Consider the following 26,720-nt stretch of genomic DNA (forward strand, 5'->3'; position numbering starts at 1 on the left):
TCAGTTGCCCCCTTCTGTCGCGGAGAGCTCTTGGTGGGTTGTCTGTCGGTTGGTCATGAGCTCCGTGAAGCGGTCGAAGAGGTAGGCGGCGTCGTGGGGGCCGGCGGCGGCCTCGGGGTGGTACTGGACCGAGTAGGCCGGCAGGTCAAGGCATTCCAGCCCTTCGACGACGTCGTCGTTGAGGCACACGTGCGAGACACGCACGCGGCCGTATGCCGTGTCGCTGTCCTCGTCGAGGGGAGCGTCGACCGCGAAGCCGTGGTTGTGCGCCGTGACCTCGACCTTGCCGGTGGTGCGGTCCATCACGGGCTGGTTGATGCCGCGGTGGCCATACTTCAGCTTGTACGTGCCGAAGCCGAGCGCCCGGCCGAGCAGCTGGTTGCCGAAGCAGATGCCGAAGAACGGCAGCTCGCGGTCGAGCACCTCCCGCAGCAGCGCCACCTCTCGGTCGGCCGTCGACGGGTCGCCCGGGCCGTTCGAGAAGAAGACCCCGTCGGGCCCCGACTCCCCCACCGCAAGGACGTCGTCGATCGTCGCTGTCGCCGGCAGCACATGGACCTCGATGCCGCGCCGCGCCATGAGCTGCGGCGTCATCGCCTTGATGCCGAGGTCGACGGCCGCGACGGTGAAGCGCTTCTCGCCGACGGCCGGGACGGCATACGGCTCGGCGGTGGTGACCTCCGCGGCCAGAGCGGCTCCGGCCATCTGCGGGCTCGTGCGAACCGCCTCGAGCAGCTCGTCCTCGGACCGGGCGGCCGCGTCGCCGCTGAAGATGCCGACACGCATGGCGCCACGCTCGCGCAGGTGACGGGTCAGCGCGCGGGTGTCGATCTCGCAGATGCCGACGACACCCTGGTCGGCGAGCTCGTCCTCGAGGTCGCGGGTGGAGCGCCAGTTCGACGCCCGGATGGCGGGGTCGCGCACGACGTAGCCGGCGACCCAGATGCGGGTGCTCTCGTCGTCGTCGGCGTTGACGCCGGTGTTGCCGACGTGCGGCGCGGTCATGACGATGACCTGGCGGTGGTAGCTGGGGTCGGTGAGGGTCTCCTGGTAGCCGGTCATGCCGGTGGAGAAGACCGCCTCGCCGACCGTCTCGCCGAGGGCCCCGTAGGAGGCGCCGCGGAAGATGCGGCCGTCCTCGAGCGCGAGCACAGCGCCCACGCGGGCGCGGCCCGGGTGCCCGTCGCGGGTGGGTACGGTCAGCGGTGTCTGGGTCGTCACAGGTCTGCCCCTGAGGTCGTCGCGTTCGTCAGTTCTCGTCGGTTGCCCGCTCCGTTGCGGGCGTCGTGGGTCAGGCGCCCCGCGAAGACCGTCGCCTCGACGGCCCCGCGCAGCGTGCGTCCGTGCCACGGGTTGTTGCGCGAGCGGCTGCGGCTCGCGGCGGCGTCGACCGTGACCTCGCTGTCGGGGTCGACGAGTGTGATGTGGGCGGGGCTGCCGACGGCGAGTCCCCTTCCCTGGTGGGCGAGCCCACCGATTCGGGCCGGAGCCGTCGACATGACGCGGGCCACGTCGGACCAGTCGAGCAGCCCGCCGTGCACCATGACGTCGCTGACGACGGAGAGCGCCGTCTCGAGGCCGAGCATGCCGAATGCCGCGTCGACGAAGGCGTGCTCCTTGTCGTGGCGGGCATGCGGCGCGTGGTCGGTGGCGACCGCGTCGATCGTGCCGTCGGCGAGGGCTGCCCGCAGCGCCTCGACGTCCTCGGTGGGGCGCAGTGGCGGGTTGACCTTGTAGACGGGGTCGTAGCCGAGCAGCAGGTCGGTGGTGAGGGCCAGGTGGTGCGGCGTCACCTCGGCCGTGACGTCGATGCCCTGGGCCTTGGCCCAGCGGATCACCTCGACGGTGCCGGCCGTCGAGACGTGCGCGACGTGGACACGCGAGCCGGTGTGCCGGGCCAGCATGACGTCGCGGGCGACGACCGACTCCTCGGCGATGCCGGGCCAGCCGGGCAGCCCGAGCCGGCCGGAGACCTCGCCCTCGTGGCAGCACGCCTCGCGGCCCGCAAGGCGCGGGTCCTGCGCGTGCTGGCTGATGACGCCGCCGAACGGCTTGATGTACTCGAGCGCCCGGCGCATGATGCGCGCGTCGTGGACGCAGTGGCCGTCGTCGCTGAAGACGCTCACCTTGGCGCGTGAGCGGGCCATCAGACCGAGCTCGGCCAGCTCGGCGCCCTCGAGTCCCTTGGTCACGGCACCGACCGGCACGACCTCGGTGAGCCCGCAGGCGCGCCCCAGGTCGAGCACGCGTTCGGCCGCCTCGGCGGTGTCGGTGACCGGGCTCGTGTTGGCCATCGCGAAGATCGCCGTGAACCCGCCTGCGGCAGCGGCCGCCGAGCCGGTGGCGATGGTCTCGGCGTCCTCCCGTCCCGGCTCCCGCAGGTGCACGTGGAGGTCGACGAGGCCGGGCAGCGCGACGAGGCCGTCGGCGTCGAGGACGTCGGCGTCGGACGGGGCCGAGACCGAGCCGACCTCGGTGATGATGCCGTCCTCGACGAGCAGGTCTGCTGCGTCGGCACCGAGCAGGCGGGCGCCGCGGATCACCAGGCGGGTCATCGAACGGCTCCTTCGGTCGCCGGTGCGGTCACGGGGCTGGCTGTGGGTGCAGGCGCGGGCGTGTCGTCGCCGGCGAGCAGGTGGTAGAGCACGGCCATCCGGACCGCGACCCCTGCCGAGACCTGGTCGAGCACGACGGACTGCGGTGCGTCGGCCGCCTCGGGGGCGATCTCGAGGCCGCGGTTCATCGGTCCGGGGTGCAGCACCAGCACGTCGTCGTTGCGGGCCACGAGGCGGTCGAGCCGGTCGCGCGTCAGTCCGTAGCCGACGGTGTACTCGCGCGCCGTCGGGAAGAAGCCGCCGCTCATCCGCTCGCGCTGGACGCGCAGCATCATCACGGCGTCGACGGGACCGTGCACGCCTTCGCCGTCGAGCACCGGGTCGAGGTCCCAGCTCGTCGCGAAGCCGTCGGCCGCGCTCCACGCGCCGATGCCGCTCGGCATGAGCGTCGGCGGCGCCACCACGGTCACTCGGGCCCCGAGCGTCTTCAGCGTGATGACGTTGCTGCGGAAGACGCGGGAGTGGGTGAGGTCGCCGACGATGACGACGTGCTTGCCGTCCAAATCACCCAGCCGCGTACGCAGCGTGTACGCGTCGAGCAGTGCCTGCGTGGGGTGCTCGTGGGTGCCGTCCCCGGCGTTGATGACGCTGCAGCGCACCCACTGGGCCACCTGCTGGCAGGCGCCCGAGGCGTTGTGCCGGATGACGAGGGCGTCGACGGCCATCGCGTCGACGGTCATCGCGGTGTCGCGCAGGCTCTCGCCCTTGCTCGTCGACGAGCCCTTGGCCGAGAGGTTGATGGTGTCGGCCGACATCCACTTGCCCGCGATCTCGAACGAGCTGCGGGTGCGCGTCGAGTCCTCGAAGAAGAAGTTGATGACGGTGCGTCCGCGGAGCGTCGGCACCTTCTTGACCTCACGACGCTGCAGGTCGTGCATCGACGCGGCGGTCTCGAGGATGTCCTCGACCTCAGTGCGGCTGAGGTCGGCCGAGGAGATGAGGTGCTTCGTCATCGCGCCTCACCTCCGCTGATGCGCACGACGTCGAGCCCGTCGACCTCTGCGACCCGCACGTGCACCCGCTCCTCACGCGAGGTCGGGAGGTTCTTGCCGACGTGGTCGGCGCGGATCGGCAGCTCGCGGTGCCCGCGGTCGACGAGCACCGCCAGGCGCACGGCCCGGGGCCGTCCGAGCTCGGACAGGGCGTCGAGGGCGGCGCGGATGGTGCGACCGGAGTACAGCACGTCGTCGACGAGGACGACGACCTTGTCGTCGATGCCGCCGCCGGGGATGCGCGACCGGTGCGCGGTGCGCACCGGGTTGCGGCGCAGGTCGTCGCGGTGGAGCGTGATGTCGAGCTCACCGACGGGCACCGGGCGGCCCTCGACCTGCTCGATGCCGGCCGCGAGGCGCCGGGCGAGCGGGACGCCGCGCGAAGGGATGCCGAGGAGCACCAGGCCCTCGCTGCCCTTGTTGCGCTCGAGGATCTCGTGTCCGATGCGCCGCAGCGCCCGGGAGATGTCTCCTTCGGTCATCACGTCGCGAGCGTCGTCGGGGATGCTCGAGCGATCGGTCGATGACTGGGCAGATGCACTCAGGTCAGGGCAGGCCATCGCCGCTGGACCTCCTTCCCCGCCTCACAGGACGGTGGTTAAAGGATGTCTTCGGCAGGGAGTCTAGCCTCCCGCGGCACCGGTCCCGACACCGCGCCACTCCGTGAGAACGGAGGCAACGGCACGCACCGTCGCCGCGGCGCACAGCGTCCACGTGCCGCAGAGCGCGGCGAGCACGACGCCGCCCGCGACGACGACGGACGCGTGCCCGCTCGCGCCCCCGAGGTGGTGCAGGCCGAGCGACACGGTGCCGACCGGGAAGGTCAGGGCCCACCAGCCCGGGCCGAACGGCATCCGGCGGGCGAACCCTCGGGCTGTCACGACGACGGCCCACGCGGCCACCGGCACGCCGCAGGCGAGGACGACGACGCCGTACCCGACGGCCAACGCGCGAACGTCCGACGCGGCCGCCGGCGTGAGCCACGGCGCTCCCGCGGTCGCGAGCGCCTGGGCGGCCGCGACCGACTGTCCGACGATGCCGAGCGGGATCCACGCCGAGGCCGAGGCCGCGACCGGCACCGCGGCGACGCGCCAGTGGTGGTGGTAGCCGACCGCGAAGACGACGAGCCCGAGCCCGAGCGCCACGGGGAAGCACGCCGCCGACGCCGCGAGCAACGCGACGGCGGCGCCCGGGTGGCCTGGCAGATGTGGCACGAGGGCAGCACCGGCCGTCGCAGAGACCATCGGCGGCACGACCGGCAGGCCCCAGAGGAACGACGGCTCGCCCGCGACGCCCCGGACGAGCCCGGCCGTGAACCCGAGGGCCGTGACGAGCCCGAGCGCGGTGCCGACCGACCACAGCACGAGCGCCGTGACGACAGAACCGCGCCCGGGCAGGACCGCGAGCGTCGCCGACCCGACGGACAGGACCCCCATGGCCACGGTCCCCCACATCGCCCGGTCGGACGGGGTCGCCACCGAGGCACGCAGCCGCTCGGGACGGTTGACGGCCCGAACTGCGAAGCCGCCCCCGAGGCCGAGCAGGAGCACCCAGGCGACGACCAGCAGCGACACAGCCGCCACGCGGAGATCACCGGCGCTGCTGTACGTCGCGAGCAGCGTCGTGAGGATGCCGGTCCCCATGACCGACGGGAACCACGCCGGGCCCATCGGTGGCAACGGAGAAGCACCGACGCGCCGTTCGGGCTTCGTGGCTCCTCGGGCGGGGTGGGTGAGCAGGGGTGTCGTCACGGGTCCATCCTCGCGGGCACCCGGCGTCGCCCGGAAGCGTCGACGAGGCGTGTGGCCACAACGCTGACGTTGTGGCCGCGTACGCTGGTGGCGTGCCCTTAGACCTGAGCCACGTGCCCGAGACCGGCCAGCTGCTCGCCCTGCTCGCCGTGGCCCGCTGCGGCAGCATCTCCGCCGCCGCCGACGAGCTCGGCGTCAGCCAGCAGGCCATGAGCACGCGGGTCAGCGCAGCCGAACGGGTGCTCGGCGTGGCCGTCTTCACGCGCACCTCCCGCGGCGTCGAGCTCACGGCCGCAGGGCAGCTCGTCGTCACGTGGGCCGGCGACGTCGTCGACTCGGCCCGCGCACTCGAGCACGGGGTCATCGGTCTGCGCAGCGCCGGCGAGAGCGTCCTGCGGGTCGCCGCCAGCAACACCGTGTCCGAGTGCCTCCTGCCCGGCTGGGCCAGCGCGCTGCGCGCTTCCGCGACCGGAGTGCGCGTCCAGGTGCTCCCGGGCAACTCCGAGCACGTCGTCGCGGCGGTGACAGCCGGTGAGGTCGACCTCGGGTTCGTCGAGGGGCCGACCGTGCCGCGTGGCCTGGCCCGGCGCACCGTCGCCTCCGACGCGCTCGTCGTCGTCGTGCCGCGCGACCACGCGTGGGCGAGGCGCCGCCGAGGCATCAGCGCTGCTGAGCTCGCCGCGACGCCGCTCGTCGTGCGGGAGGCGGGCTCCGGCACCCGGCGCACCTGGGAGCGCGCCGTCCCCGGCCACGCGGCGCCGGCGCTCGAGCTGTCCTCCACCGGGGCGGTCCGCGACGCGGTCGTCACCACCGGCACCCCGGCCGTGCTGTCGGCGCTCGCCGTGCGCGGCGACCTGCGTTCCGGACGGCTCGTCGCCGTCCCCGTCGTCGACCTGACGATGCCGCGCTCGATCCGGGCCGTGTGGAACCCGAGCCAACGTCCGAGCGAGGCGGCCGCCGAGCTGCTCGCCATCGCCGCCGCGACCCGCGGGGCCTGAGCCCCGGTCCCGACCCGGGGCGTCGAGGAGCAGTGGCTCAGCTGGTCCGGAAGGCCACGAGGGTGGCCATCCACTGCCCGCCACCGCTGCCGCTCGCGGCGTACGGCCCCGACGTCGAGGCGACACGGTAGGCCGTCGCCAGGTGGTCTGTGGACAGGCTGAGCCTGGGCAAGGCCGTCCAGCCCGTCGCCCACGTCGGCGCCGTCCCGCTCGACTCGAGCCCGGCCGCCCCGAAGAGCACGTCGTTCGGCGCAGTCGTCGTGGCACTCCCCGAGCTGAAGGTCGCACCGGAGCCCGTCGCGAACGCGTTGCCGTCGAGCCTCGTCACCCCGGCCAGCTCGTCAACGGCCAGATGCGTCTCCGCAGCCGACCCGTACGTCACCGTCACCGTCGCCCCGGCGGGCAGCGCCCGCACTCCGATCGCCACCGCCGTCACGACCCGGTCCCCCGCGGAACCGTCGCTGCCGTCGCGAACCACCACGTACGCGTTGCCCACCGAGTCCTTGACGGACACGGCTGCGGTCAGGCTCGTCGTCGACAGCAGCACCGACACCACCACCGTGTGACCGGCCTGGACCCCGGCCGACCCGACCGTCACCGTGCTCGCCGTGCGAGCCGTAGAAGCCGTCAGCGACCCGACCCGCCCCACGTAGCCGGCCGCCACCGGCGCCTGCGGCGTCGCCGACACCTCGGTCGACGGCGCCGACGTCCCGACCCCGTTGACCGCTGCGACCCGGTAGAAGTAGGTCGTCCCGTTGACCAGACCGGTGTCGCTGAAGCTCGTCCCGGCCACGTTCGCCGCCACCGGCGTCGCGACCTCACCACCCGCGCTCGTGCCCCGGTACACGGAGTAGCCCGTCACCGCGGACCCACCGTCGGACGCCGGCGCCGACCACGTCAGGCCCGCTGTCGTGTTGCCGCCCGAAGCGACCAGCCCCGTCGGGGCCGTTGACACCGTGGCCTGCGGCCTCGCCGAGGCCTCGTTCGAGGGGGTGGACGCCCCGACGGCGTTGACGGCCGTGACCCGGTAGAAGTACGTGGTCCCGTTGACCAGCCCGGTGTCGGTGAAGCTCGTCCCGGCCACGTTGGCCGCGATCGGCGTCGCCGCCTCAGCGCCTGCGCTCGTGCCCCGGTACACGGAGTAGCCGGTGACGGCGGACCCACCGTCGGACGCTGGCACCGACCACGTCAGGGCGACCGTCGTGTTGCTGCCCACCGCGGCCAGGGACTGCGGCGCCGAGGGCACGGTCGCGGCCGCGTGCGGCGTCGCCGACGCCTCGCCCGAGAACGCCGACGTGCCGACGGCGTTCACCGCAGCAACCCGGTAGAAGTACGTCGTCCCGTTGACCACCCCGGAGTCGGTGAAGGTCCTCGCGGCGACGTTGGACGCGATCGGGGCGCTGCCCTCCGCACCGGCGCTGGTTCCGCGGTACACGTTGTAGCCCGTGATGCCGGAGCCACCGTCAGAGGTCGGCATCTGCCACGACAGCGCCACCATCCGGTCGCCCGCGGAGGCGATGAGCCCACCCGGAGCGGACGATACCGTGGCGCGCGGGGTGGCCGAGGCCTCGTTCGACTGCGGCGAGGTGCCCACGGCGTTGGTGGCCGCGACCTTGTAGTAGTAGGCCGTTCCGTTGACCTCGCCGGTGTCGGTGAAGCTCGTGCCGGTGACGTTCGTCGCGATCGGCGTCGGGCTCTCTCCGCCCGGCGTCGACCCGCGGTACACGGCGTACCCCGTCACGGCAGACCCGCCGTTGGACGCAGGCGCCGTCCACGCCAGGGCCACGGAGGCGTTGCCGGCCGTCGCGCTCAGTCCGGTCGGAGCGCCCGGTGCCGTCGGCGCGGTGGTCTGCGGGGTCGCGGACGCCTCGTTCGAGCGGGCCGACACGCCGACGGCGTTCACGGCGGAGACGGTGTAGTAGTACGCCGTCCCGTTGACGCGCCCGGCGTCGGTGAAGGTGGTCGTCGTGACGTTGGTGGCGACCGGACTCGTCCCCTCGCCACCGGGGGTGGTGCCGCGGTACACGTTGTAGCCGGTGACGGCCGAGCCGCCGTCACTCGCGGGTGCCCGCCACGAGAGGTTCACCGACGCGTCGCCGGCCACTGCGGCCAGGCTCTGCGGCGCCGACGGCGTGTTCGAGGCGGCGACGCCGATCTGGGCCCAGGGGTGCGACTCGTCGATGCGCCCCGACACGAAGGTGCCGTTGACGCAGTGCCCGCTGTCGACGCCGGCCCCGTTGAGCACCTGGCCGGAGTCGAGGTAGCTCGTCGTGGTCGTGCCGATGGTGACCCGGACGTCCGGGACGGCGCCGGAGTTCACGCAGGAGGCGGTGTTGCCGCCGTTGTAGGAGTTCGGAGAGAAGTCCGAGGCGTCGAAGTTCGTCGAGTTCTGCGCGCCGGTCTCGGTGAGCACCAGCGTGCCGCCGGCCTTGACGGTCATCGACGCGCCCCACAGGTTGTACGTCTTCGACCCGATGGCCACGACCACGTGCACGCCGGTGACGTCGACGCTGCCCGGGTTGTCCAGGCGCAGGGCAGCCGCGTCCCAGCACGTCGTGCTCGTCGGGTAGCTGGGGCACGGCGAGCCGACGTAGCTCGTCGGGTCGGTGTAGGGCCAGGGCTTGGGCTGCTTGGAGCTCGACGCCACCGAGTGGGTGTCCATGTATCCCACGAAGACGTTGAGCGGGGTCGCGGCCAGCGCCGGCACGAGACCCGCGAGCGCCCACTGCAGCGCCAGGACCGCGGCGGCAAGCACCGCCCCCAGTCCGCCCCGAAGACGCCAGCGGCGCCGCCGGGGAGCATCGGTCGGACGGCCGAGACGTGCAGTCCCGGTGGAGCGACGGTAGAAGCGCGCGAGCCGCATCGCGATCACCTTCTGCGAGATCCCCAAGCACCTGTTCGGAGGATCCCACCGATGCCGTAGCTGCAGCCTCATGCAGATGCAGTAGGCGCGGTGCTGGCCCGCCTCGTGCCTCCCGACACTCGCTCTGGGGCTTCGCTCTCTCAGGGCTCGGAGGTACAGACGAAGGGCACCCACCGGGTTGGTAGGTGCCCTTCGTGCACGCGATGGCGGCGACGCGTCAGACGATCGTCGCCTTGACCTCGGCGAGACGGGCGAGGAGCCCGTTGACGAAGGCCGGCGACTCATCGGTCGACAGCTCGGTCGCGAGGGCCACGGCCTCGGAGATCGCGACGGCGTCCGGGATCTCGTCGTTCCAGAGCACCTCCCACGCGCCGAGCCGCAGGATCGCGCGGTCGACGGCGGGCATGCGGTCGAGGGTCCAGCCCTGGCTGTAGTCGGTCAGGGCGCCGTTGATGTCGTTCCAGCGGCCCACCACACCTCGCACGAGGTCGGCGGTGTAGGGGTTGTTGGCCGCCCGCGACTCACGGTCGCCCAGACGCTCGTCGAGGAGCGCCTCGGCGTTCATCCCGCGCTGGTCCGCCTCGAAGAGGATGTCGAGGGCCCGGGTGCGGGCCTTGCTGCGTGCTGCCAAGGGAGTTCGCGTCCGCTCAGTCGTTGACGCGGCCGAGGTACGACCCGTCGCGGGTGTCGACCTTGACCTTGGTGCCGCTCTCGAGGAAGAGGGGCACGTTGATCTGGGCGCCGGTCTCGAGCGTGGCCGGCTTGGTCCCGCCCGTCGAGCGGTCGCCCTGCAGGCCCGGCTCGGTGTGCGTGATCTCCAGGACGACCGATGCGGGCAGCTCGACGTAGAGCGGGAGGCCCTCGTTGGTGGCGACGATCGCGTTCTGGTTCTCGAGGAGGTAGTTCGCGGAGTCGCCGACGACGGTCTCGGACACGTGCAGCTGGTCGTAGGTGTCGACGTCCATGAAGACGAAGTCGGTGCCGTCCTTGTAGAGGTACTGCATCGTGCGCTTGTCGACGTTGCTCGTCTCGACCTTGGTGCCGGCGTTGAACGTCTTGTCGACGACCTTGCCGGAGAGAACGGCCTTGAGCTTGGTGCGCACGAAGGCCGGGCCCTTGCCGGGCTTGACGTGCTGGAACTCGACGACGGACCAGAGCTGTCCCTCGATGTTGAGCACCATGCCGTTCTTCAGGTCGTTGGTCGTAGCCATCGTTGTGTGTCCACCTTCGTATGCCGGCCGGCCCGGCGCGCGCCGATGGCACACCGCAGCCCCGGGGCGTTCTTGACTTGGGGAGTTGCCGCACGAGTCTAGCGGCGCGCCCGCCCGATCGCGGAATCGTCACGGCCGTCCCGGCGCGCCCGGGGTGTAGGCTCGCTCGTCCCCCTCGAACCCCAGCCCACGAAAGGCGGCTTCGTCATGCCCCCGTCACCGAGCGCCGAGCCGAGCACGGAGACCGCGGAGACGCTGACGGGTGAGCTCGCGAGGGAACAGGCCTACCTCGACGCTGCGAGGGGCCAGCTGACCCGGATGCGTGAGCTGGCAGAGTCGCTCGACGCGTCGAAGGCGAGCGACGCCATCTCCGGCGAGGTGCTCGGCCGGGTGCTCGCGCGACGCATCGCCTCGCTGCAGGACGACCCGCGCACCACCCTCTTCTTCGGCCGCATCGACGTGGACCCGCCGGGCGGCCCTGCCGAGCAGTTCCACATCGGTCGCCGACACGTCTCCGACGAGGCCGGCGACCCTGTCGTCGTCGACTGGCGCGCCCCGATCTCGACCGCCTTCTACCGCGCGTCGCCGCTCGAGCCCATGGACGTCGTGCTCCGGCGCCGGTTCGGCGTCGACCGCGGGCGCCTCACCGCGCTCGAGGACGAGCAGCTGCGCGACCCGGCGCCGCCCGACGGGGGCGCCGGCTCGATCCTTGCCGCCGAGATCGAGCGACCGCGCACGGGGCCGATGCGCGACATCGTCTCGACGATCCAGCCCGAGCAGGACGAGATCGTCCGCAGCGACGTCGCGGTGAGCGTCTGCGTGCAGGGCGCCCCAGGCACCGGCAAGACGGCGGTGGGTCTGCACCGCGCCGCGTGGCTGCTCTACTCCTTCCGCGAGCGCCTCGACCGGTCGGGCGTCCTCGTCGTCGGTCCGAACCGTGCGTTCCTCGACCACATCGGCGCCGTGCTTCCTTCTCTCGGCGAGGTGCGCGTCGGCCACGCGACGATCGAGACGCTGCTCGGCCACGGCCGGGTGCGCGCCGACGAGCCGGCCGACGTCGCGACCCTCAAGGGCGACGCCCGCCTGGCAGCAGTGCTGCACCGGGCGGTCTGGTCGCACGTGGCCCGCCCGACGGAGGCGCTCGTGGTGCCGCGCGGCGTGCGCAAGTGGCGTGTGCCGGCATACGAGGTGCGGGAGATCCTCGGCGAGCTGGCCGCGCGCGGCGTGCGCTACTCCGCCGCCCGCGAGCTGCTGCCGCAGCGGCTCGCGCACCACGTCCTGCTCGAGATGGAGCGGTCGGGCGAGGCCCCCGACGACCGCGTGCAGGACGCCGTCGCCAAGTCGCCGGCCGTCAAGAAGTACGTCGCGACGGTCTGGCCCTCCCTCGACCCGCAGGGCGTGCTGCATCGGCTCCTCTCGGACGCGGACGCGCTGCGCGACGCCGCCGGCGAGGACCTCACCGCGGAGGAGCAGGCGATGCTGCTCTGGGACAAGCCCGCCCGCACCAAGGGCGCTGCACGGTGGTCACGCGCCGACATGGCACTGCTCGACGAGGTCGACGACGTGCTGCGCCGCGTGCCGAGCCTGGGACACGTCGTGCTCGACGAGGCCCAGGACCTCTCGCCGATGCAGCTGCGGGCCGTCGGCCGACGCGCGTCGACCGGGTCGGTCACGGTGCTCGGTGACATCGCGCAGGGCACGACGCCGTGGGCGACCGGGTCGTGGGACGACGCCATGCGACACCTCGGCAAGGACACGCACGACCTCGTGGTGCTCGACCGTGGCTTCCGCGTCCCGGCGGTCGTCATCGAGTACGCGGCCCGCCTGCTCCCGCACATGGCGCCCGGGCTCGGGGCGCCGGTGTCGGTGCGCGAGAACCCGGGCCGCCTCGAGCTTCGACCGGTCGCCGAGGACGAGCTGCACACCGAGGTCGTGCGCGCCGTCGAGGCGGCAGCGCAGGAGCCGGGGTCGGTCGGCGTCATCGTCGCGGACGCCGGTGTCGAGGCCGTGTCATCGGCTCTCGCCGCAGCGTCGGTGCCGCACGGACGCCTCGATGTCGACCACGGCGACGACGAGGACCGGCAGGTCGAGGTCGTGCCGGCGAGCGTCGCGAAGGGTCTCGAGTTCGACCGGACCGTCGTCGTCGAACCCCGTGCCATCGCGGCGGCGGAGCCCGACGAGCGCACGGGACTGCGCCGGCTCTACGTCGTGCTGACCCGAGCGGTCTCCGGGCTGACGATCGTGCACGCCGAGCCACTCCCCGCAGAGCTCACCTGACCAGGTCCGGTCAGACGCCGATGGTGAGCGCCGCGGTGTAGCCGGTCGAGGCGCTGCCCGACATGGTCGCCAGCTGGTGGACTCCCCCGTCGTCGCCGAAGACGTTGTCGCGCGCGAGGCTCACCTGGGACAGGTTGCCGACGCTCTGCTCGTAGCCGCCCGTCGCGTAGACCGCCTCGCAAGCCGTCTGGGGTAGCGCGATCTGCGACGTCTTGACGATCGGCCCGCTCGAGGTGGCGTCCGCGACCTTCGCGTAGACCTCGAAGTGCACGTGCGGCCAGCGACCCGCGTAGCAGCCCGGGTAGATGGTGGTGAACGTCGCGGTGCCGGAGTCGTCGGTGGCCTGCACGCCGCGGAGGTAGTTCTCGCTCTCTGCCCCCTGGCTGTACATCGAGTAGAGCCCGTCGCGGTCGCAGTGCCAGACGTAGACGGCGGCCCCGACGAGAGCCGAGCTGGTCGCGAGGTCCTTCACCGTGAGCTTGATGGTGAGGGGCACACCCTGGGCCGTCGCGGTCGACGCACCGATGCTGCTGCGGATGTCCTGCCGCACGATGCCTGAGTCGTCGAGCACGTTCTGGCCGTTGGAGCCGTCGCCCGGGAAGGGACCCGCCGTCTCGTCCGGCGCCTCGACCAGGCTGGCGTCGCTGGTGGCCGCCGCGGACGTGGTTGCCGACCCCGTTGCCGACGTGGCACTCGCCGTCGCGGCGGCGGTGCTGCTCGCGGTGCTGCTCGCGGTGGTCGTGCCGGTCGTCGCGGTGGGCGTGCTGCTGCTGCACGCAGCGAGGGCGCCCGCTACGCCGAGGCCACCGAACAGGGTCAGCGCCCGACGCCGGTCGACCAGGGTCAGCAGGTCGAAGGAGAGGCCGCGGTCGTGGTCCTCGATCTCGTTGCCGTGCTCGTCGAGCCAGTCGTCCTGTCTGGGGGCCATCCTCGTGCCTTCCGTCGTGGGGCCGGCGACCCCTCCTGAGAAGAGTCTGGGTGTCACAGCCATGTGACCTCGATGGGCCTGCTGTGCGTCCGCTGTGGCCGGCGGCGCCCGGAACGGTCAGACGAGGGCGCGGAGGGCGAGCAGGTAGGACTGCAGGCCGAACCCGGCGATGGTGCCGGTGGCCACCCCGGCCACGACCGACGTGTGCCGGAACTCCTCGCGCGTGGCCGGGTTCGACAGGTGCACCTCGACCAGGCTGCGCCCGCTCGTGGTGACGATCGCGCAGGCGTCGCGGACGGCATACGAGTAGTGCGTGAAGGCGCCGGGGTTGAGCACGACGTCGGCGCCGACGTCGACCGCCTCGTGCAGCCAGTCGACGAGCTCGCCCTCGTGGTTCGTCTGCCGGCAGTCCGCAACGAGCCCCAGGTCACGGGCCTCCCGCTGGACGGCGGCGTGGACGTCGTCGAGCGTGTCGGAGCCGTAGACCTCCGGCTCACGCGTGCCGAGACGGTTGAGGTTGGGGCCCGACAGGACGAAGACCGTGGGTGCCGTCATGGCGGCGAGTCTAGTGAGCCGGACCTCGCCCGGCCCGCGACACGAGGCCGTATGCCGCCTGGAGCAGCACGTCGTCCGGGCCCACGAGACGGGTCGGCTGGGCGAGGCCGTCGAGCACCACGAAGCGCAGCGTCGAACCCCGCGACTTCTTGTCGCGCCGCATCGCCGTGAGCAGCTCGTCCCAGCGTCCCGCGGCATACGTCGTGGGCAGCCCGAGCGAGGCGAGGACCGAGCGGTGCCGGGCGACGAGCGCGTCGCCCTCCGGTCCGGTGAGGTGGCCGGCGAGGCGGGCCAGCTCGGCGACGTAGACCAGACCGACGCTGACCGCCTCGCCGTGACGCCAGGTGTAGTTCTCGACCTGCTCGATCGCGTGCCCGAACGTGTGGCCGTAGTTGAGGATCTCGCGAAGCGAGCTCTCCTTGAGGTCGGCAGCCACGACCTCGGCCTTGACCCGGATCGCCCGCTCGATGAGCTCGCGCAGGTGCGGATTGGCGGCGCTGCGTGCCGTCTCCGGGTCGGCAGCCACGGCCGACTCGACGAGCTCGAGGATGACGGGGTCGGCGATGAAGCCGCACTTGACGACTTCAGCGAGCCCCGCTGCGAGGTCGGCCTCGGGAAGCGTCTGGAGCACGTCGACGTCGCAGAGCACTCCGGCGGGCGGATGGAAGGCTCCCACGAGGTTCTTGCCCTCGGCGGTGTTGATGCCGGTCTTGCCCCCGACGGCGGCGTCGACCATGCCGAGCAGCGTCGTGGGCACCTGCACCACGCGGACACCGCGCAGCCAGGAGGCCGCGACGAAGCCCGCGAGGTCGGTGACCGTGCCACCGCCGACTCCGACGACGGCATCGGTGCGGGTGAAGCCGGCCCGGCCGAGCTGCCCCCAGAGGTCGGCGACGACCGTGGCGGTCTTGGCCGCCTCGGCGTCGGGCACCTCGGCCACGTGCACGGCGAGGCCGCGTGCCTCGAGGGCCGTGGTGACCCGCCTCGTCAGGTCGGGGAGGGTCGGTGGGTGCACGACGAGGACGCGTTCGACGTCCGGGCCGAGCAGGTCGGCCACCCGGTCGAGCACGCCGGCGCCGATGACGACGTCGTAGTCGCTGCCGACGGCGATGGTGGTCGGCGTCGCCTCACCGGTCACGCGTTGGCCGCCTCGAGCGACGCCACGATGGTGTCGACGACCTCGTCGGGGGTGCGACCTGCGGTGTCGACGCGCAGGGTCGACACCCGCTCGTAGGTCGGCCGTCTGGTGTTCATCATGGCCACCCACGAGGCACGCGGGTTGACCGACAGGAGCGGGCGTGAGCGGTCGAAACCGATGCGCTTGCTCGCATCGGCGATGGCGACGTCGAGGAAGACGACGACGTGACCGGCCAGGGCCTCCTCGGTGAGCGGGTCCATCACGGCTCCCCCGCCCACCGAGACGACACCCGCCTGCTCGGCGAGCGACCGCGCGACCTCGGCGCGCTCGAGGTCGCGGAAGACGGCCTCGCCGTCGTCGACGAAGATGTCGGAGATCGAGCGGCCCTGGGCCGCCTCGATGGCGGAGTCGACGTCGTGGAACGCGACGCCGAGCCGGGCTGCGAGGGCCTGGCCGACGGTGGTCTTTCCGGCGCCGGGCGGGCCGACCACGACGGCGACCGGACGCGTCGTCGGGGGCGTCACGTCGTTCACCACGTGCGCAGCCCCTCGCGGATGCCGGCGAGGTAGGCCGTGTGGTTGCGGGCCGTCTCGGTGACCGAGTCGCCGCCGAACTTCTCGAGGCAGGACTGCGCGAGCACGAGGGCGACCATGGCTTCCGCCACGACACCGGCAGCGGGCACGGCGCACACGTCGGAGCGCTGGTGGATCGCGGTCGCGGCCTCGCCGGTGGCGACGTCGACCGTCGAGAGCGCACGCGGCACGGTGCTGATCGGCTTCATGGCAGCGCGGACGCGCAGCACCTGACCGGTGGACATGCCGCCCTCGGTGCCACCCGCACGCCCCGTGCGTCGGGTGATGACCCCGTCGACGATCTCCATCTCGTCGTGCGCCTCGGACCCGCGGCGGCGAGCGGTCTCGAAGCCGTCGCCGACCTCGACGCCCTTGATCGCCTGGATGCTCATGAGGGCCTGGGCGAGCTGGCCGTCGAGCTTGCGGTCCCAGTGCACGTGCGAGCCCAGGCCCGGCGGGAGGCCGTAGGCCAGGACCTCGACCACGCCACCGAGGGTGTCTCCGTCCTTCTTGGCGGCATCGATCTCCGCGACCATGGCCGCGGACCCCGCGGGGTCGAACGCCCGGACGGGGTCGGCGTCGAGACGCTCTAGGTCGTCGGGCGTGGGAAGCGCGGCGTCGGCAGGCACCGCGGCCGTGCCAATGGACACCGTGTGCGAGACGAGGCGGATGCCGTAGGCCTGCTCGAGGAAGCGGGCGGCGACCTCTCCCAGCGCGACGCGGGCGGCCGTCTCGCGGGCCGAGGCACGCTCGAGGATGGGCCGGGCGTCCTCGTGGCCGTACTTCTGCATGCCGACGAGGTCGGCGTGACCGGGCCGGGGTCGGGTGAGCGGCCTGTTGCGGGCGATCTCCTTCTCGGCGTTGACGTCGTCGGACGCCGCATACGCCTCGTCGGTCACGGCCTCAGGGCTCATGACGGTCGTCCACTTGGGCCACTCGCTGTTGCCGACGCGGACCGCGATCGGCGAGCCGAGCGTCACGCCGTGGCGCAGACCGCCGAGGAACTCCACCTCGTCCTGCTCGAACTTCATCCGGGCGCCGCGACCGTAGCCGAGCCGGCGCCGCGACAGGGCGGCCTGCAGGTCCTTGGCGCCGACCTCGACCCCCGCGGGGAGACCCTCGATCATGGCGACGAGTGCGGGCCCGTGCGACTCACCGGCCGTCAACCAACGCAACATTCCTCGATCCTCCCACGCGTGCCGCGACCGGCTCCGACCCGCCCGCTCCGCGGGACCGACGCGGCCCACCGGCGGCGACGGAGGGTCAGACGAAGGACCGCACCTGCACGACGAGGGCGAGGAGCAGGCCGACGAGCATCCACGGTCCGAACGCGATGTCGTCCTTGCGGGTGCCACGCCGCAGCACCAGCCGCACGACGCCGTAGAGCCCCGCGAGGAGGAAGGCTGCGTAGGACGCCACGAGCGTGGTCGACACGCTGACGTAGCCGCTCGCCAGCCCCACGAGCCCGGCGAGGGTGACGTCGCCGAAGCCGAAGCCGCTGCCGAGCAACGCGGCAACGAGTGCGAGGAGGAAGTAGATGGCCCAGAGCACGACACCGGCGACGGCCGCCCGGCGCAGCGCGTCCCAGTCGCCCGAGGCGAGTGACGCCAGTGCAAGCTGGGCGACGAGCATCGGGTATGCCGGACGGGTCAGCCCTCGCGGCAGGCGGTGGACGTCGGCGTCGATCCACGCCAGCGCGACGGCGACGAAGGAGAACCCGAGGTAGGCCGGAGCCAGGGCCCACTCGGAGAGCGGACCGAAGCGCCATGCCACCAGCCCCCACAGCAGCGCGAGCGCGACCGGGATCGCCGCGGACGAGAGCCGAGGAGGGCGACCGAGCTCGTCGTCGAGACGGTAGCCGCCGGTCGCGAGACGCCGACGCAGCACCTCGCCGACGAGGCCGCCGGCGAGGGCGAGCGCGAGGACGAACCACAGCGGCGCACCGGGTGCGTCCACCCACGTCACGGGGAAGGTCACCGAGCCGGGTCCGGCGTCTGTGATGGCCCTCGTACGCCGGTCGTGGGCTCGGTCGTGGGCTCGGTCGTGGGCTCGGTCGTGGGCTCGGTCGTGGCCTCGGTCAGCGCCAGCTGCGCCAGGGCCTGCTCCAACGCCTCCGACATGGCGGCGAGCGGCGCCGGCCTGCCGGTCATCAGGCGTACCTGCTCGGTGGCCTGGTGCAGGAGCATGTCGGTGCCCTCGGCGACAGCCCAGCCTCGCGCGGCGGCGGCCCGCTGCAGCGGCGTGCGGCCCGAACCGTAGACGACGTCGAGGACGACGGGACGCCGGCTGTTGCCGCCGTCTCCCTGCTCGAGGAACCCCCCGAGAGGTGGCACGGACAGCGGGGGCACGGTGCTCACGATGGCGTCGACGTCGCGCGCCGGCTCCCAGTCGCCCATGGGCACCACCTCGACCGCCGTGCCGGCCACCTCGGCCTGCGCCAGCGTCTCGGGGCGCACCCGGTCGCGCACCATGAAGACCACTCTCGCCCCGGGCGACGCAACGGCGGCCAGGGCCGACCGGGCCGTGGCGCCCGAGCCGATGACGAGCAGGCTGGACGGCGTTGGGCACCCTGCGAGCTCGAGGGCCATCCGGATGCCGTGCACGTCGGTGTTGTGGGCGGTCCACGCAGACGGGTCGTCGGCGTCCCTGACCAGGGTGTTGGCCGCCCCCGTGGCCGCGGCCAGTGGGGTGACGGTGCGGGCGGCCCGCAGGCCCACCTCCTTGAGCGGCATCGTCAGCGACAGGCCGCGCCAGGAGGTGTCGAGCCCGCCGAACGCATCGGGAAAGGCCGCCTCGTCGACCTCGCGGCGCGCGTACTCCCAGTCGGCCAGACCCAGGGCGACGTAGGCCGCTCGGTGCAGGAGCGGGGAGAGCGAGTGCGCGACGGGGCTGCCCCACACCGCGCAGCGGTGGACGGCGGACCCCTCTCTCAGCACTTGCCCTTGTTGTCGCTGCACCACTTCTGGAACTCCGCGACGTAGCGCTGGTGCTCGGGGTAGGTCGCGGCGAACTTCGTCTCACCCGTGTCGAGGTTCACCGTGACGAAATAGAGCCACGGCCCGGGCGCCGGGTTGGCTGCTGCCATGAGGGCGCCCACGCCGGGGTTGGAGATGGGGCCTGGCGGCAGCCCGGTGACGCGACGGGTGTTGTACGGGCTCCGGCTGTCGAGCATGTCCTGGGTGGGCACGCCACGCTTGCGGAAGATGTAGTTGACCGTCGAGTCGAAGCCGAGCGACATGTTGGCGGCCAGCCGGTTCTCGACGACCCGTGCGACCTTGGCCCGGTCGCCATCGGTCTTCGCCTCACCCTCGACCAGGCTGGCGACGGTGACGACCCGCTCCATCTGCTCGGGCGTGATGCCGAGCGTCTCGAGGCGCTTCGTCGACTCGGCGACCATCTCCTTGAGCTGGTCGAGGGCCGAGGTGGACGGCGGGAACTCGTAGCTGGCCGGAAAGAGGTAGCCCTCGATGTTGCCGCGTGCCGACGGCGGGAGTCCGAGCTCGTCGACCTTCTTGGCCGCCGCGGTGTACTCGGCGACCGGGATGCCGGACGTCTTCGACAGGCGGGCGTAGATCTCCTCGGTCCACAGGCCCTCCGGGATGACGACCCGCGTGATGAGCCGGTTCTTCGGGTCGACGAGGATCGCGAGGGCGTCCGACGCCTTCATCTGCTTCTTCAGCGTGTAGATGCCGGGCTGGATGCCGGCGCTCTTCGGGTTGTTGTTCGCGGCCTCGATGAACGCCTTGCTCGACTTGACGACGTCCTGGTCGGCCAGGGTCTTGGCGATGACGCTTCCGCGCGCACCCTCGTCGACGGTCACGTTGACCTCACCCGACCCGGGGCCGGGGTAGTCGTTGGACTCGAGGAAGCCCTCGACGACCGGTCGCAGGGCCTTGTAGGCGACGGCGACTCCGCCACCGATGACGGCCAGGGCCAGCACGATGACGAGGAGTCGTCGAAGGATCGAGGGCCGTCCGCGACCACTTCCGCCGGTGGCACCGGCGGCGGCGCCCTTGCGACTCCTCCTGCCGCCCTTGCGCGCGGCCTCCTCGGCGTCACGCATCTCACGGCGGCTCATCGGGGCCGGCGCGGTGTGCGCCTCCTCGAGGTGCTCGAAGTGCTCGCCCGGCTCAGGGTGCTCGAGGTGCTCCTCGTGGTCGCCGAAGATGGAGGTCTCGAGATGGTCCTTCATCGACGACGTTCCTTCTTCCGTTTGCCCCCTGGCGAGACGGTCTCCCCTGCTGGTCTTCCCGATCGTGCCTCGGTGTCCAGCGCAGACTGGAGAATGAGTACTGCTGCGGCCTGGTCGACGACGGCTCGCTGCCCGCGACCCGGAACACCGCTGTCGCGTAGTCTGCGGTGCGCGTCGACGGTGGTCAAGCGTTCATCGACCATACGCACCCCTACAGTACCCAGTCGAGACGCGAGCCGCCCCGCATAGGCCCGGGCGATCCGCGCCGCCTCGCCCTCCTCGCCCGACAGCAGGCGAGGCAGGCCGACGACGACCTCGATGGCCGAGAGCTCGTCGACGAGCGTCACGATGGCCTCGACATCCGTGTCGCCCTCGACGTCGCGGGGCAGCGTGCGCACCGGGTGCGCGAGCATGCCGGACGGGTCGCACGCGGCCACGCCGACGCGGGCGTCGCCCACGTCGACCCCGATGCGCACCCCGCGTCGGGGATGCTCGCCGGGCGAGGTCATGCGCCCCGCTGACGCAGCTGGTCCTCGACGGCTCCGAGCGCCGACGACACCCTGCCGGGGTCGGTGCCGCCGCCTTGGGCCAGGTCGTCCTTGCCGCCGCCTCCGCCGCCGAGCGTCTGCGCGGCGACCTTCACGAAGGCGCCTGCCTTGAGGCCTGCCGCGCGGGCCCGCTCGTTCGTCGCGACGATGACGAACGGCCGGTCGTTGTTGACCGCGGCCATCGACACGAGCACCGGACGGTCGTTGCCGAGGCGCCCGCGCACGTCGGTGACGAGCTTGCGCAGGTCGTCGCCCGTCACGCCGTCGCCGGCGTCGTGGCTCACGAAGGTCACCCCGCCGATGTCGCGCGCCGACGACACGAGCCCGCTCGCCGCGCCGAGCACCTGGCTCTGGCGCACCGCAGCAATCTCCTTCTCGGCGTCACGCAGGCGACCGATGATGGTGGCGACGCGGTCGGCGAGCTCGTCGCGGCGCACCCCGAGGGTGTCGGTCAGCTGGCTGACGATCGTCGCCTCACGCGCGAGGTGGGTGTACGCGTCGGCGCCGACGAGGGCCTCGACGCGGCGAACACCAGAGCCGATCGAGCTCTCGCCGAGCAGCTTGACGACGCCGATCTGGCCGACGCGCGGGGTGTGCGTGCCGACGCACAGCTCGCGCGACCACTCGCCGATGGACACGACGCGGACCCGTTCGCCGTACTTCTCTCCGAACAGCGCCATCGCACCGAGCTTCTTGGCGGCGTCGATGTTCATGATGTCGGCGGTCACCGGGAGGTCGTCGAGCAGCACCGCGTTGATGCGTCCCTCGATCTCGCCCATGGCCGCGGCGGGGACCGCCTGGAGCGACTTGAAGTCGAAGCGGAGCCGGCCGGGTGAGTTCTCCGAACCCGCCTGGGTGGCCGTGTCGCCGAGCTCGTCACGCAGGGCCTGGTGCACCATGTGGGTCGCGGTGTGGGCGCGGGAGATCGAGCGGCGACGGATGACGTCGACCTCGGCCTCGGCTTCCTCGCCGACACCCACCTCACCCTCGAGCACGGTCGCGCGGTGTACGACGAGCCCGGTGATGGGGCGCTGGACGTCGGTCACCTCGATGAGGGCGCCGTTCGCCAGCCGGATGCGGCCGTGGTCGGCCTGCTGGCCGCCGGACTCGGCGTAGAGGGGGGTGCGGTCCAGCACGACCTCGATGTCATCCCCCTGGACCACCCGGTCGACGACCGCGCCGTCGCGGATGAGCCCCCGGACGCGGGTGTCGGTGAGCGTCTGGTCGTAGCCGGTGAACTCGACCTGGCGGCCGAGCGCGTCGGAGAGCTGGCGGTAGACGCTGGTGTCGCCGTGCGCGGACTTCTTCGCCCGGGCGTCCGCCTTCGCGCGGTCGCGCTGCTCGCCCATGAGGCGGCGGAAGCCCGCCTCGTCGACCTGCAGGCCCTGCTCTGCAGCCATCTCGAGCGTGAGGTCGATCGGGAAGCCATAGGTGTCGTGCAGCGCGAACGCCTCGGACCCGCCGAGGGTGCTCGCGCCCGACGACTTCGCCCGCGCGACCGCTGTGTCGAGGATCGTCGTGCCCGAGCTCAGCGTGCGACGGAACGCCTCCTCCTCGGCATACGCGATCTGGCTGATCCGCTGGAAGTCGGTCTCGAGCTCCGGGTAGGAGGCCTTCATCCGCTCCATGCTGACCGGGAGCAGCTGCTCGAGCGTCGGCGCGTCGACGCCGAGCAGGCGCATCGACCGCACCGCGCGACGCAGCAGGCGGCGCAGCACGTAGCCGCGGCCCTCGTTGCCCGGCGTGACGCCGTCGCCGATGAGCATGAGCGAGCTGCGCACGTGGTCGGCGACCACGCGGAACCGCACGTCATCGCCGTGGTCGGCCCCGTAGCGACGACCGCTGAGGTCCTCGGCCGCCGCGATGACCGGGAAGACCTCGTCGGTCTCGTAGATGTTGTCGACTCCCTGGAGCAGGAACGCGACGCGCTCGAGCCCCATGCCGGTGTCGATGTTGCGCTTGGGCAGGTCGCCCGCGATGTCGAAGTCCTCCTTGGACCTGACGTTCTCGAGCTCGTACTGCATGAACACGAGGTTCCAGAACTCGAGGTAGCGGTCACCCGCCTCCCAGTCGCCGTCGGCGCCGAACTCGCGGCCGCGGTCGAGGAGGATCTCGGAGCACGGCCCGCCGGGGCCGGCGACGCCCATGTTCCAGTAGTTGTCCTTGCGACCGAGGCGCACGATGCGGTCGTCGGACAGCCCCGCGACCTTCTTCCACAGCGCGATGGCCTCCTCGTCCTCGTGGTAGACGGACGCGTAGAGGTCCTTCTCGTCGAACCCGAGGCCGCCATCGGCCTGGCTACGCGTGATGAGCTCCCAGGCGAGCCCGATCGCGCCTTCCTTGAAGTAGTCGCCGAAGCTGAAGTTGCCGTTCATCTGGAAGAACGTGCCGTGGCGCGTGGTCTTGCCGACCTCCTCGATGTCGAGGGTGCGCACGCACTTCTGCACGCTCGTGGCGCGATCGAACGGCGGGGTCTCCTGGCCGAGGAAGTACGGCTTGAACGGGACCATGCCGGCGTTGACGAACAGCAGGTTCGGGTCCTCGTGCACGAGCGGTGCGCTCGGGACGACCGTGTGGCCGTTGTTCTCGAAGTAGGAGAGCCAGCGGCGGCGGATCTCAGCGGTTTCCATGTGATGTCCTCGTGGTGGATCGCGGGTGATGGGTCGGGGCGGGGTCGGCGTGCGCCTCAGCAGGGCGCGACCGACCCCCAGCGGGCTCGTGCAGCCACGCTCGCCACCACCGCACTTCTCGTGTCCATCACGCCGACAACCCTAACGGACCACGTGACGCCCGTCCCACACCCCTTGCCGGCCGCGCACCCCCGCCGTCCGTCCACGCAGGTATGCCGCTGGGCCGGCCCCCGTGCGGGAGCCGGCCCAGCGGCATACGCCCTGTCCTTGGCAGCGCGCCGTGGCTCAGGCCGAACCGCTGCTCGCGACCTCGGCGACGAGGTCCGTCTTGACCTCCGGGAAGTGGCACGCCTGCAGGTGGACGCCGCCCTCGCGGAAGGTGCGCGTCGACTCCTCGGCCGTCGCCGAGAGGAGTGGCGGCTCCTGCTGGGCGCAGATGTCCTGCGCCTTCCAGCACCGGGTCCGGAAACGGCAGCCGCTCGGCGGGTCGATCGGGCTCGGCACGTCGCCGACGAGGCGGATTCGCTCCTTGGGGGCGATGCCGCGCGCGACGTTGATGTCGGGCGCCGCCGAGAGCAGTGCCTGGGTGTACGGGTGCTCCGGGGCCTCGTAGATCTTCTTCTTGTCGCCGTACTCGACGATCTTGCCGAGGTACATGACCGCGACCTGGTCGCAGAAGTGGCGCACCACCCCGAGGTCGTGGGCGACGAAGACGAAGGCGAGGTCGAGCTCGTTGCGCAGCTTGGCGAGCAGGTTCATCACCTGCGCCTGGATGGAGACATCGAGGGCCGAGACCGGCTCGTCGGCGACGATGAGCTTCGGCTCCACCGCGAGCGCTCGGGCGATGCCGATGCGCTGGCGCTGCCCGCCGGAGAACTCCGACGGGTAGCGGTTGATGTGCTCCGGGTTGAGGCCCACGAGCTCGAGCAGCTCCTGCACCCTGGCCTTCTCCTTGCCCTTGTGCAGGCCGTGCACGCGCAGCGGCGTGCTGAGGATCGAGCCCACCGTGTGGCGCGGGTTGAGCGAGGAGTACGGGTCCTGGAAGATCATCTGGACGTCGCGACGGATGCCGCGCAGCTCGCGCTCCTTCAAGTGCGAGATGTCGCGGCCCTCGAACTCGATCGTGCCTCCGGTGGGCTCGTCGAGACGCGTCACGAGCCGGGACGTCGTCGACTTGCCACACCCGGACTCCCCGACGAGACCAAGGGTCTGGCCCTGCTTGATGCTGAAGCTGATGCCGTCGACGGCCTTGACCGTCGCCCGCACCATCCGAAGGCCCTGGACCTCACGGAACGGAAAGTGTCGCTGGAGGTCGGTGACCTTGAGCAGCGTCTGGTCGCTCATCGGACTCCCTCGTCGTGCTGAAGCGTGGCCACGGGGTCGGCCAGGTGACAGCGGATCTCACGGTTGGCCAGCCCCGGGGTGGGTCGCCACTCGGGCAGCTCGGTGAAGCACCGCTCGCCCTCGACCTGCGTCTTGAACTCGCAGCGGGGGTGGAACGAGCAGCCCGACGGCAGGTTCAGCAGGCTGGGCGGCGTGCCCTTGATCGCCTTGAGCTCGGCGAGGTCCTCCGAGTGTGAGGGCAGCGACTGGAGCAGTCCGTACGTGTAGGGGTGCGACGGCTGGGCCAGCACCTCCTTGGCGCTGCCCTTCTCGACGCCGCGGCCGGCGTACATCACGAGGATGTCGTCGGCGGTCTCGGCGACGACCGCGAGGTCGTGGGTGATCAGGATGACCGCCGAGCCGAACTCCTTCTGGAGGTCGTTGACGAGGTCGAGGATCTGCGCCTGGACCGTCACGTCGAGGGCCGTCGTCGGCTCGTCGGCGATGAGCAGCTTCGGGTTGTTGACCAGGCCGAGCGCGATCATGGCGCGCTGGCGCATACCGCCCGAGAACTCGTGGGGGTACTGGTTGGCCCGGCGCTGCGGGTTGGGGATGCCGACGAGGTCGAGCATCTCGACCGCGCGCTTGGCGGCGATCTGCTTGCTGACCTTGTTGTGCGCCTGGTACGCCTCGGCGATCTGCTTGCCGATCTTGTGGAACGGGTGCAGAGAGCTCTGGGGGTCCTGGAAGACCATGGCCGCCTTGGTGCTGCGGATCTTCTGGAAGGTCGAGGCCGAGGCCCCGACCAGCTCGAGGCCGTCGAGCTTGATGCTCCCCGTGATCTGGGTGCGCTTCGGGTTGTGCAGTCCGAGCACGGCCATGCTGCTGACGGACTTGCCCGAGCCGGACTCGCCGACGATGGCGAGCGTGCGCCCGAGACGAGCTTGGTAGGTCAGGTTCGAGACGGCCTTGACCACGCCCTCCTCGGTCGGGAAGGCGACGGAGAGGTCGCTGACGTCCAGGACGATGTCGCCCGCGTCATGCGCCTCGGCGGTCTGGGTCGAGATGGTGTTCGCGGTTGCGGTCACGAGAGCCTCACTCGCGGGTCGATGAAGGAGTACGCGATGTCGACGATGAGGTTCATGATCACGACGACCACGGCCCCGATGAGCACCGTGCCCATGATGATGGGCAGGTCGTCTGCCTTGAGGGCTGCGAGGCCGCGACGACCGATGCCGTCGACGCCGAAGATCTGCTCCGTGATGAGCGTTCCGGTCAGCAGGGCGGCGATGTCGAGACCGAGGATGGTGGCGATCGGGCTCATCGCGGCGCGGAAGCCGTGCTTGAACAGCACGGTGCGCTCGTTGATGCCCTTCGAGCGGGCGGTGCGGATGTAGTCCATCGACAGCGTGTCGATCATCGAGTTGCGCGTGTAGCGCACGTACGACGCGGATGTCACGACACCGAGGATCAGTGCCGGTGCGAGCATGCCGAGGAGGTAGGGCCCGACTCCGGCCGAGATCGAGGAGTACTGCGGCAGCAGGTGCCACAGGATGACGGGGTAGAGCGCCGTCAGGAGCGCGAGCACGTAGTACGGGATGGCGCCGAGCACCTGGGAGGCTCCGACAAGCGTGCGGTCGGTCGCGGTGCCGCGACGGACGGCGGCGAAGATGCCGATCGTGACGCCAATCGTGAGGAACACGACCGCTGCCATGAGCGCGAGGACCACGGTGTTCGGGAAGCGGGAGAAGAGCTCGTCGTTGACCGAACGGCGCGTCACGAAGGAGAAGCCCAGGCAGGGCGCGCTGCAGTGGACGGTGTCGCCGGCGTAGACGAAGTCACGCCCGACGAAGAGACCGCCGAAGTAGTCGAAGAACTGGGCGGGCAACGGCTTGTCGAGCCCGAGGCTCTGCGTGATGGCCGCCAGGCGTTGGGGGGTGCACCGGGTCTCAGGGCACATCGCCTGCGCAGGGTCGGACGGGCCCGCGAAGAAGATCAGGAACGTCGACACGAGAGTGGCGAGGATGACGCTCAGGGCGAGACCCAGTCGCCTGAGGATGTAGGTGAGCACGATATGCCTTCCAGGACAAGGTGGGGCGCCGGTGGTGGGGGCCCGGGAATCTCCGG

The 26,720-nt window shown here is 71.7% G+C and carries 23 protein-coding genes; 2 read left to right on the forward strand and 21 right to left on the reverse strand.

Annotated elements, in window-relative coordinates; translation table 11 throughout:
* From carA to AC1DE0_RS14365, 5 genes are all read right to left on the reverse strand, one after another.
* Positions 1-1,221, reverse strand: coding sequence for a glutamine-hydrolyzing carbamoyl-phosphate synthase small subunit (gene carA, locus AC1DE0_RS14345; protein ID WP_478101648.1), 1,221 nt, complete (start codon positions 1,219-1,221; stop codon positions 1-3).
* Positions 1,218-2,555 (reverse strand): dihydroorotase, encoded by a 1,338-nt coding sequence (locus AC1DE0_RS14350; RefSeq protein WP_478101649.1) that lies wholly within the window; start codon positions 2,553-2,555, stop codon positions 1,218-1,220. Before AC1DE0_RS14350 ends, carA begins: the two co-directional genes overlap by 4 nt.
* Positions 2,552-3,568 carry an aspartate carbamoyltransferase catalytic subunit gene (locus AC1DE0_RS14355; RefSeq protein WP_478101651.1) on the reverse strand — a complete coding sequence of 339 codons (1,017 nt, stop codon included), beginning with the start codon at positions 3,566-3,568 and terminating at the stop codon, positions 2,552-2,554. Before AC1DE0_RS14355 ends, AC1DE0_RS14350 begins: the two co-directional genes overlap by 4 nt.
* Complete coding sequence (pyrR, locus tag AC1DE0_RS14360) at positions 3,565-4,167, reverse strand: bifunctional pyr operon transcriptional regulator/uracil phosphoribosyltransferase PyrR (protein WP_478101652.1); 603 nt, start codon at positions 4,165-4,167, stop codon at positions 3,565-3,567. The genes AC1DE0_RS14355 and pyrR overlap by 4 nt, the downstream gene beginning before the upstream one ends.
* Positions 4,168-4,230: 63 nt before the next feature.
* Positions 4,231-5,358 (reverse strand): SLAC1 family transporter, encoded by a 1,128-nt coding sequence (locus AC1DE0_RS14365; protein WP_478101654.1) that lies wholly within the window; start codon positions 5,356-5,358, stop codon positions 4,231-4,233.
* A 92-nt stretch (positions 5,359-5,450) separates the two neighbouring features.
* On the opposite strand from AC1DE0_RS14365, the gene AC1DE0_RS14370 reads away from it, so the two are divergent.
* Positions 5,451-6,356, forward strand: coding sequence for a LysR family transcriptional regulator (locus AC1DE0_RS14370; protein WP_478101656.1), 906 nt, complete (start codon positions 5,451-5,453; stop codon positions 6,354-6,356).
* A 37-nt stretch (positions 6,357-6,393) separates the two neighbouring features.
* Here the strand turns inward: AC1DE0_RS14370 and AC1DE0_RS14375 are convergent, their stop codons facing one another.
* The 3 genes from AC1DE0_RS14375 to efp all read right to left on the reverse strand — a co-directional run bounded on the left by AC1DE0_RS14375 (position 6,394) and on the right by efp (position 10,430).
* Complete coding sequence (locus tag AC1DE0_RS14375) at positions 6,394-9,219, reverse strand: fibronectin type III domain-containing protein (protein WP_478101658.1); 2,826 nt, start codon at positions 9,217-9,219, stop codon at positions 6,394-6,396.
* Positions 9,220-9,436: 217 nt separating this feature from the next.
* Positions 9,437-9,850, reverse strand: a complete 414-nt coding sequence (nusB, locus tag AC1DE0_RS14380; protein ID WP_478101660.1) for a transcription antitermination factor NusB — start codon at positions 9,848-9,850, stop codon at positions 9,437-9,439.
* 16 nt (positions 9,851-9,866) lie between these two features.
* Positions 9,867-10,430 (reverse strand): elongation factor P, encoded by a 564-nt coding sequence (efp, locus tag AC1DE0_RS14385; protein ID WP_442292254.1) that lies wholly within the window; start codon positions 10,428-10,430, stop codon positions 9,867-9,869.
* A 207-nt stretch (positions 10,431-10,637) separates the two neighbouring features.
* On the opposite strand from efp, the gene AC1DE0_RS14390 reads away from it, so the two are divergent.
* On the forward strand, positions 10,638-12,707 hold the full coding sequence (locus AC1DE0_RS14390) for a HelD family protein (RefSeq protein ID WP_478101663.1): 2,070 nt from the start codon (positions 10,638-10,640) through the stop codon (positions 12,705-12,707).
* 10 nt (positions 12,708-12,717) lie between these two features.
* On the opposite strand, the gene AC1DE0_RS14395 is transcribed toward AC1DE0_RS14390, so the two are convergent.
* The 13 genes from AC1DE0_RS14395 to AC1DE0_RS14455 form a co-directional block, all read right to left on the reverse strand.
* Positions 12,718-13,635 (reverse strand): intradiol ring-cleavage dioxygenase, encoded by a 918-nt coding sequence (locus AC1DE0_RS14395; RefSeq protein WP_478101665.1) that lies wholly within the window; start codon positions 13,633-13,635, stop codon positions 12,718-12,720.
* A 117-nt stretch (positions 13,636-13,752) separates the two neighbouring features.
* Entirely contained in the window at positions 13,753-14,190 is a 438-nt protein-coding gene (gene aroQ / locus AC1DE0_RS14400; RefSeq protein WP_478101667.1) for a type II 3-dehydroquinate dehydratase, read from the reverse strand.
* Between the two features lie 10 nt (positions 14,191-14,200).
* Positions 14,201-15,328 (reverse strand): 3-dehydroquinate synthase, encoded by a 1,128-nt coding sequence (aroB, locus tag AC1DE0_RS14405; RefSeq protein WP_478101669.1) that lies wholly within the window; start codon positions 15,326-15,328, stop codon positions 14,201-14,203.
* Positions 15,325-15,864 (reverse strand): shikimate kinase, encoded by a 540-nt coding sequence (locus tag AC1DE0_RS14410; protein WP_478101671.1) that lies wholly within the window; start codon positions 15,862-15,864, stop codon positions 15,325-15,327. Before AC1DE0_RS14410 ends, aroB begins: the two co-directional genes overlap by 4 nt.
* Positions 15,858-17,078: a chorismate synthase gene (gene aroC, locus AC1DE0_RS14415; RefSeq protein ID WP_478101673.1), complete on the reverse strand. Its 1,221-nt coding sequence runs from the start codon at positions 17,076-17,078 to the stop codon at positions 15,858-15,860. Before aroC ends, AC1DE0_RS14410 begins: the two co-directional genes overlap by 7 nt.
* Positions 17,079-17,163: 85 nt before the next feature.
* Positions 17,164-17,856 (reverse strand): prepilin peptidase, encoded by a 693-nt coding sequence (locus AC1DE0_RS14420; RefSeq protein ID WP_478101675.1) that lies wholly within the window; start codon positions 17,854-17,856, stop codon positions 17,164-17,166.
* A gap of 17 nt (positions 17,857-17,873) precedes the next feature.
* The gene (locus AC1DE0_RS14425; RefSeq protein WP_478101677.1) at positions 17,874-18,836 is read right to left on the reverse strand and encodes a shikimate dehydrogenase; all 963 of its coding nucleotides are present in this window, start codon (positions 18,834-18,836) and stop codon (positions 17,874-17,876) included.
* The gene (gene mltG / locus AC1DE0_RS14430; RefSeq protein ID WP_478101679.1) at positions 18,830-20,092 is read right to left on the reverse strand and encodes an endolytic transglycosylase MltG; all 1,263 of its coding nucleotides are present in this window, start codon (positions 20,090-20,092) and stop codon (positions 18,830-18,832) included. Before mltG ends, AC1DE0_RS14425 begins: the two co-directional genes overlap by 7 nt.
* Positions 20,089-20,601 carry a Holliday junction resolvase RuvX gene (gene ruvX, locus AC1DE0_RS14435; protein WP_478101681.1) on the reverse strand — a complete coding sequence of 171 codons (513 nt, stop codon included), beginning with the start codon at positions 20,599-20,601 and terminating at the stop codon, positions 20,089-20,091. The genes mltG and ruvX overlap by 4 nt, the downstream gene beginning before the upstream one ends.
* On the reverse strand, positions 20,598-23,270 hold the full coding sequence (gene alaS, locus AC1DE0_RS14440; RefSeq protein WP_478101683.1) for an alanine--tRNA ligase: 2,673 nt from the start codon (positions 23,268-23,270) through the stop codon (positions 20,598-20,600). The genes ruvX and alaS overlap by 4 nt, the downstream gene beginning before the upstream one ends.
* Before the next feature lie 285 nt (positions 23,271-23,555).
* Positions 23,556-24,614 carry an ABC transporter ATP-binding protein gene (locus AC1DE0_RS14445; protein WP_478101685.1) on the reverse strand — a complete coding sequence of 353 codons (1,059 nt, stop codon included), beginning with the start codon at positions 24,612-24,614 and terminating at the stop codon, positions 23,556-23,558.
* A complete protein-coding gene (locus tag AC1DE0_RS14450; protein ID WP_478101687.1) occupies positions 24,611-25,681 on the reverse strand; it encodes an ABC transporter ATP-binding protein in 1,071 nt (356 codons plus the stop codon). Before AC1DE0_RS14450 ends, AC1DE0_RS14445 begins: the two co-directional genes overlap by 4 nt.
* Complete coding sequence (locus AC1DE0_RS14455; protein ID WP_478101689.1) at positions 25,678-26,664, reverse strand: ABC transporter permease; 987 nt, start codon at positions 26,662-26,664, stop codon at positions 25,678-25,680. Before AC1DE0_RS14455 ends, AC1DE0_RS14450 begins: the two co-directional genes overlap by 4 nt.
* Positions 26,665-26,720: the final 56 nt, after the last annotated feature.

The sequence above is a fragment of the Terrabacter sp. 05T424 genome, from assembly GCF_056396225.1.

Bases quoted from the DNA above. Each gene is read 5' to 3' on its own strand.
- aroQ (WP_478101667.1), bottom strand. From the start codon at position 14,190: ATGACGGCACCCACGGTCTTCGTCCTGTCGGGCCCCAACCTCAACCGT.
- AC1DE0_RS14395 (WP_478101665.1), bottom strand. From the start codon at position 13,635: ATGGCCCCCAGACAGGACGACTGGCTCGACGAGCACGGCAACGAGATC.
- mltG (WP_478101679.1), bottom strand. From the start codon at position 20,092: ATGAAGGACCATCTCGAGACCTCCATCTTCGGCGACCACGAGGAGCAC.
- AC1DE0_RS14375 (WP_478101658.1), bottom strand. From the start codon at position 9,219: ATGCGGCTCGCGCGCTTCTACCGTCGCTCCACCGGGACTGCACGTCTC.
- alaS (WP_478101683.1), bottom strand. From the start codon at position 23,270: ATGGAAACCGCTGAGATCCGCCGCCGCTGGCTCTCCTACTTCGAGAAC.
- AC1DE0_RS14350 (WP_478101649.1), bottom strand. From the start codon at position 2,555: ATGACCCGCCTGGTGATCCGCGGCGCCCGCCTGCTCGGTGCCGACGCA.
- aroC (WP_478101673.1), bottom strand. From the start codon at position 17,078: ATGTTGCGTTGGTTGACGGCCGGTGAGTCGCACGGGCCCGCACTCGTC.
- AC1DE0_RS14355 (WP_478101651.1), bottom strand. From the start codon at position 3,568: ATGACGAAGCACCTCATCTCCTCGGCCGACCTCAGCCGCACTGAGGTC.
- ruvX (WP_478101681.1), bottom strand. From the start codon at position 20,601: ATGACCTCGCCCGGCGAGCATCCCCGACGCGGGGTGCGCATCGGGGTC.
- AC1DE0_RS14445 (WP_478101685.1), bottom strand. From the start codon at position 24,614: ATGAGCGACCAGACGCTGCTCAAGGTCACCGACCTCCAGCGACACTTT.
- efp (WP_442292254.1), bottom strand. From the start codon at position 10,430: ATGGCTACGACCAACGACCTGAAGAACGGCATGGTGCTCAACATCGAG.
- pyrR (WP_478101652.1), bottom strand. From the start codon at position 4,167: ATGGCCTGCCCTGACCTGAGTGCATCTGCCCAGTCATCGACCGATCGC.
- AC1DE0_RS14390 (WP_478101663.1), top strand. From the start codon at position 10,638: ATGCCCCCGTCACCGAGCGCCGAGCCGAGCACGGAGACCGCGGAGACG.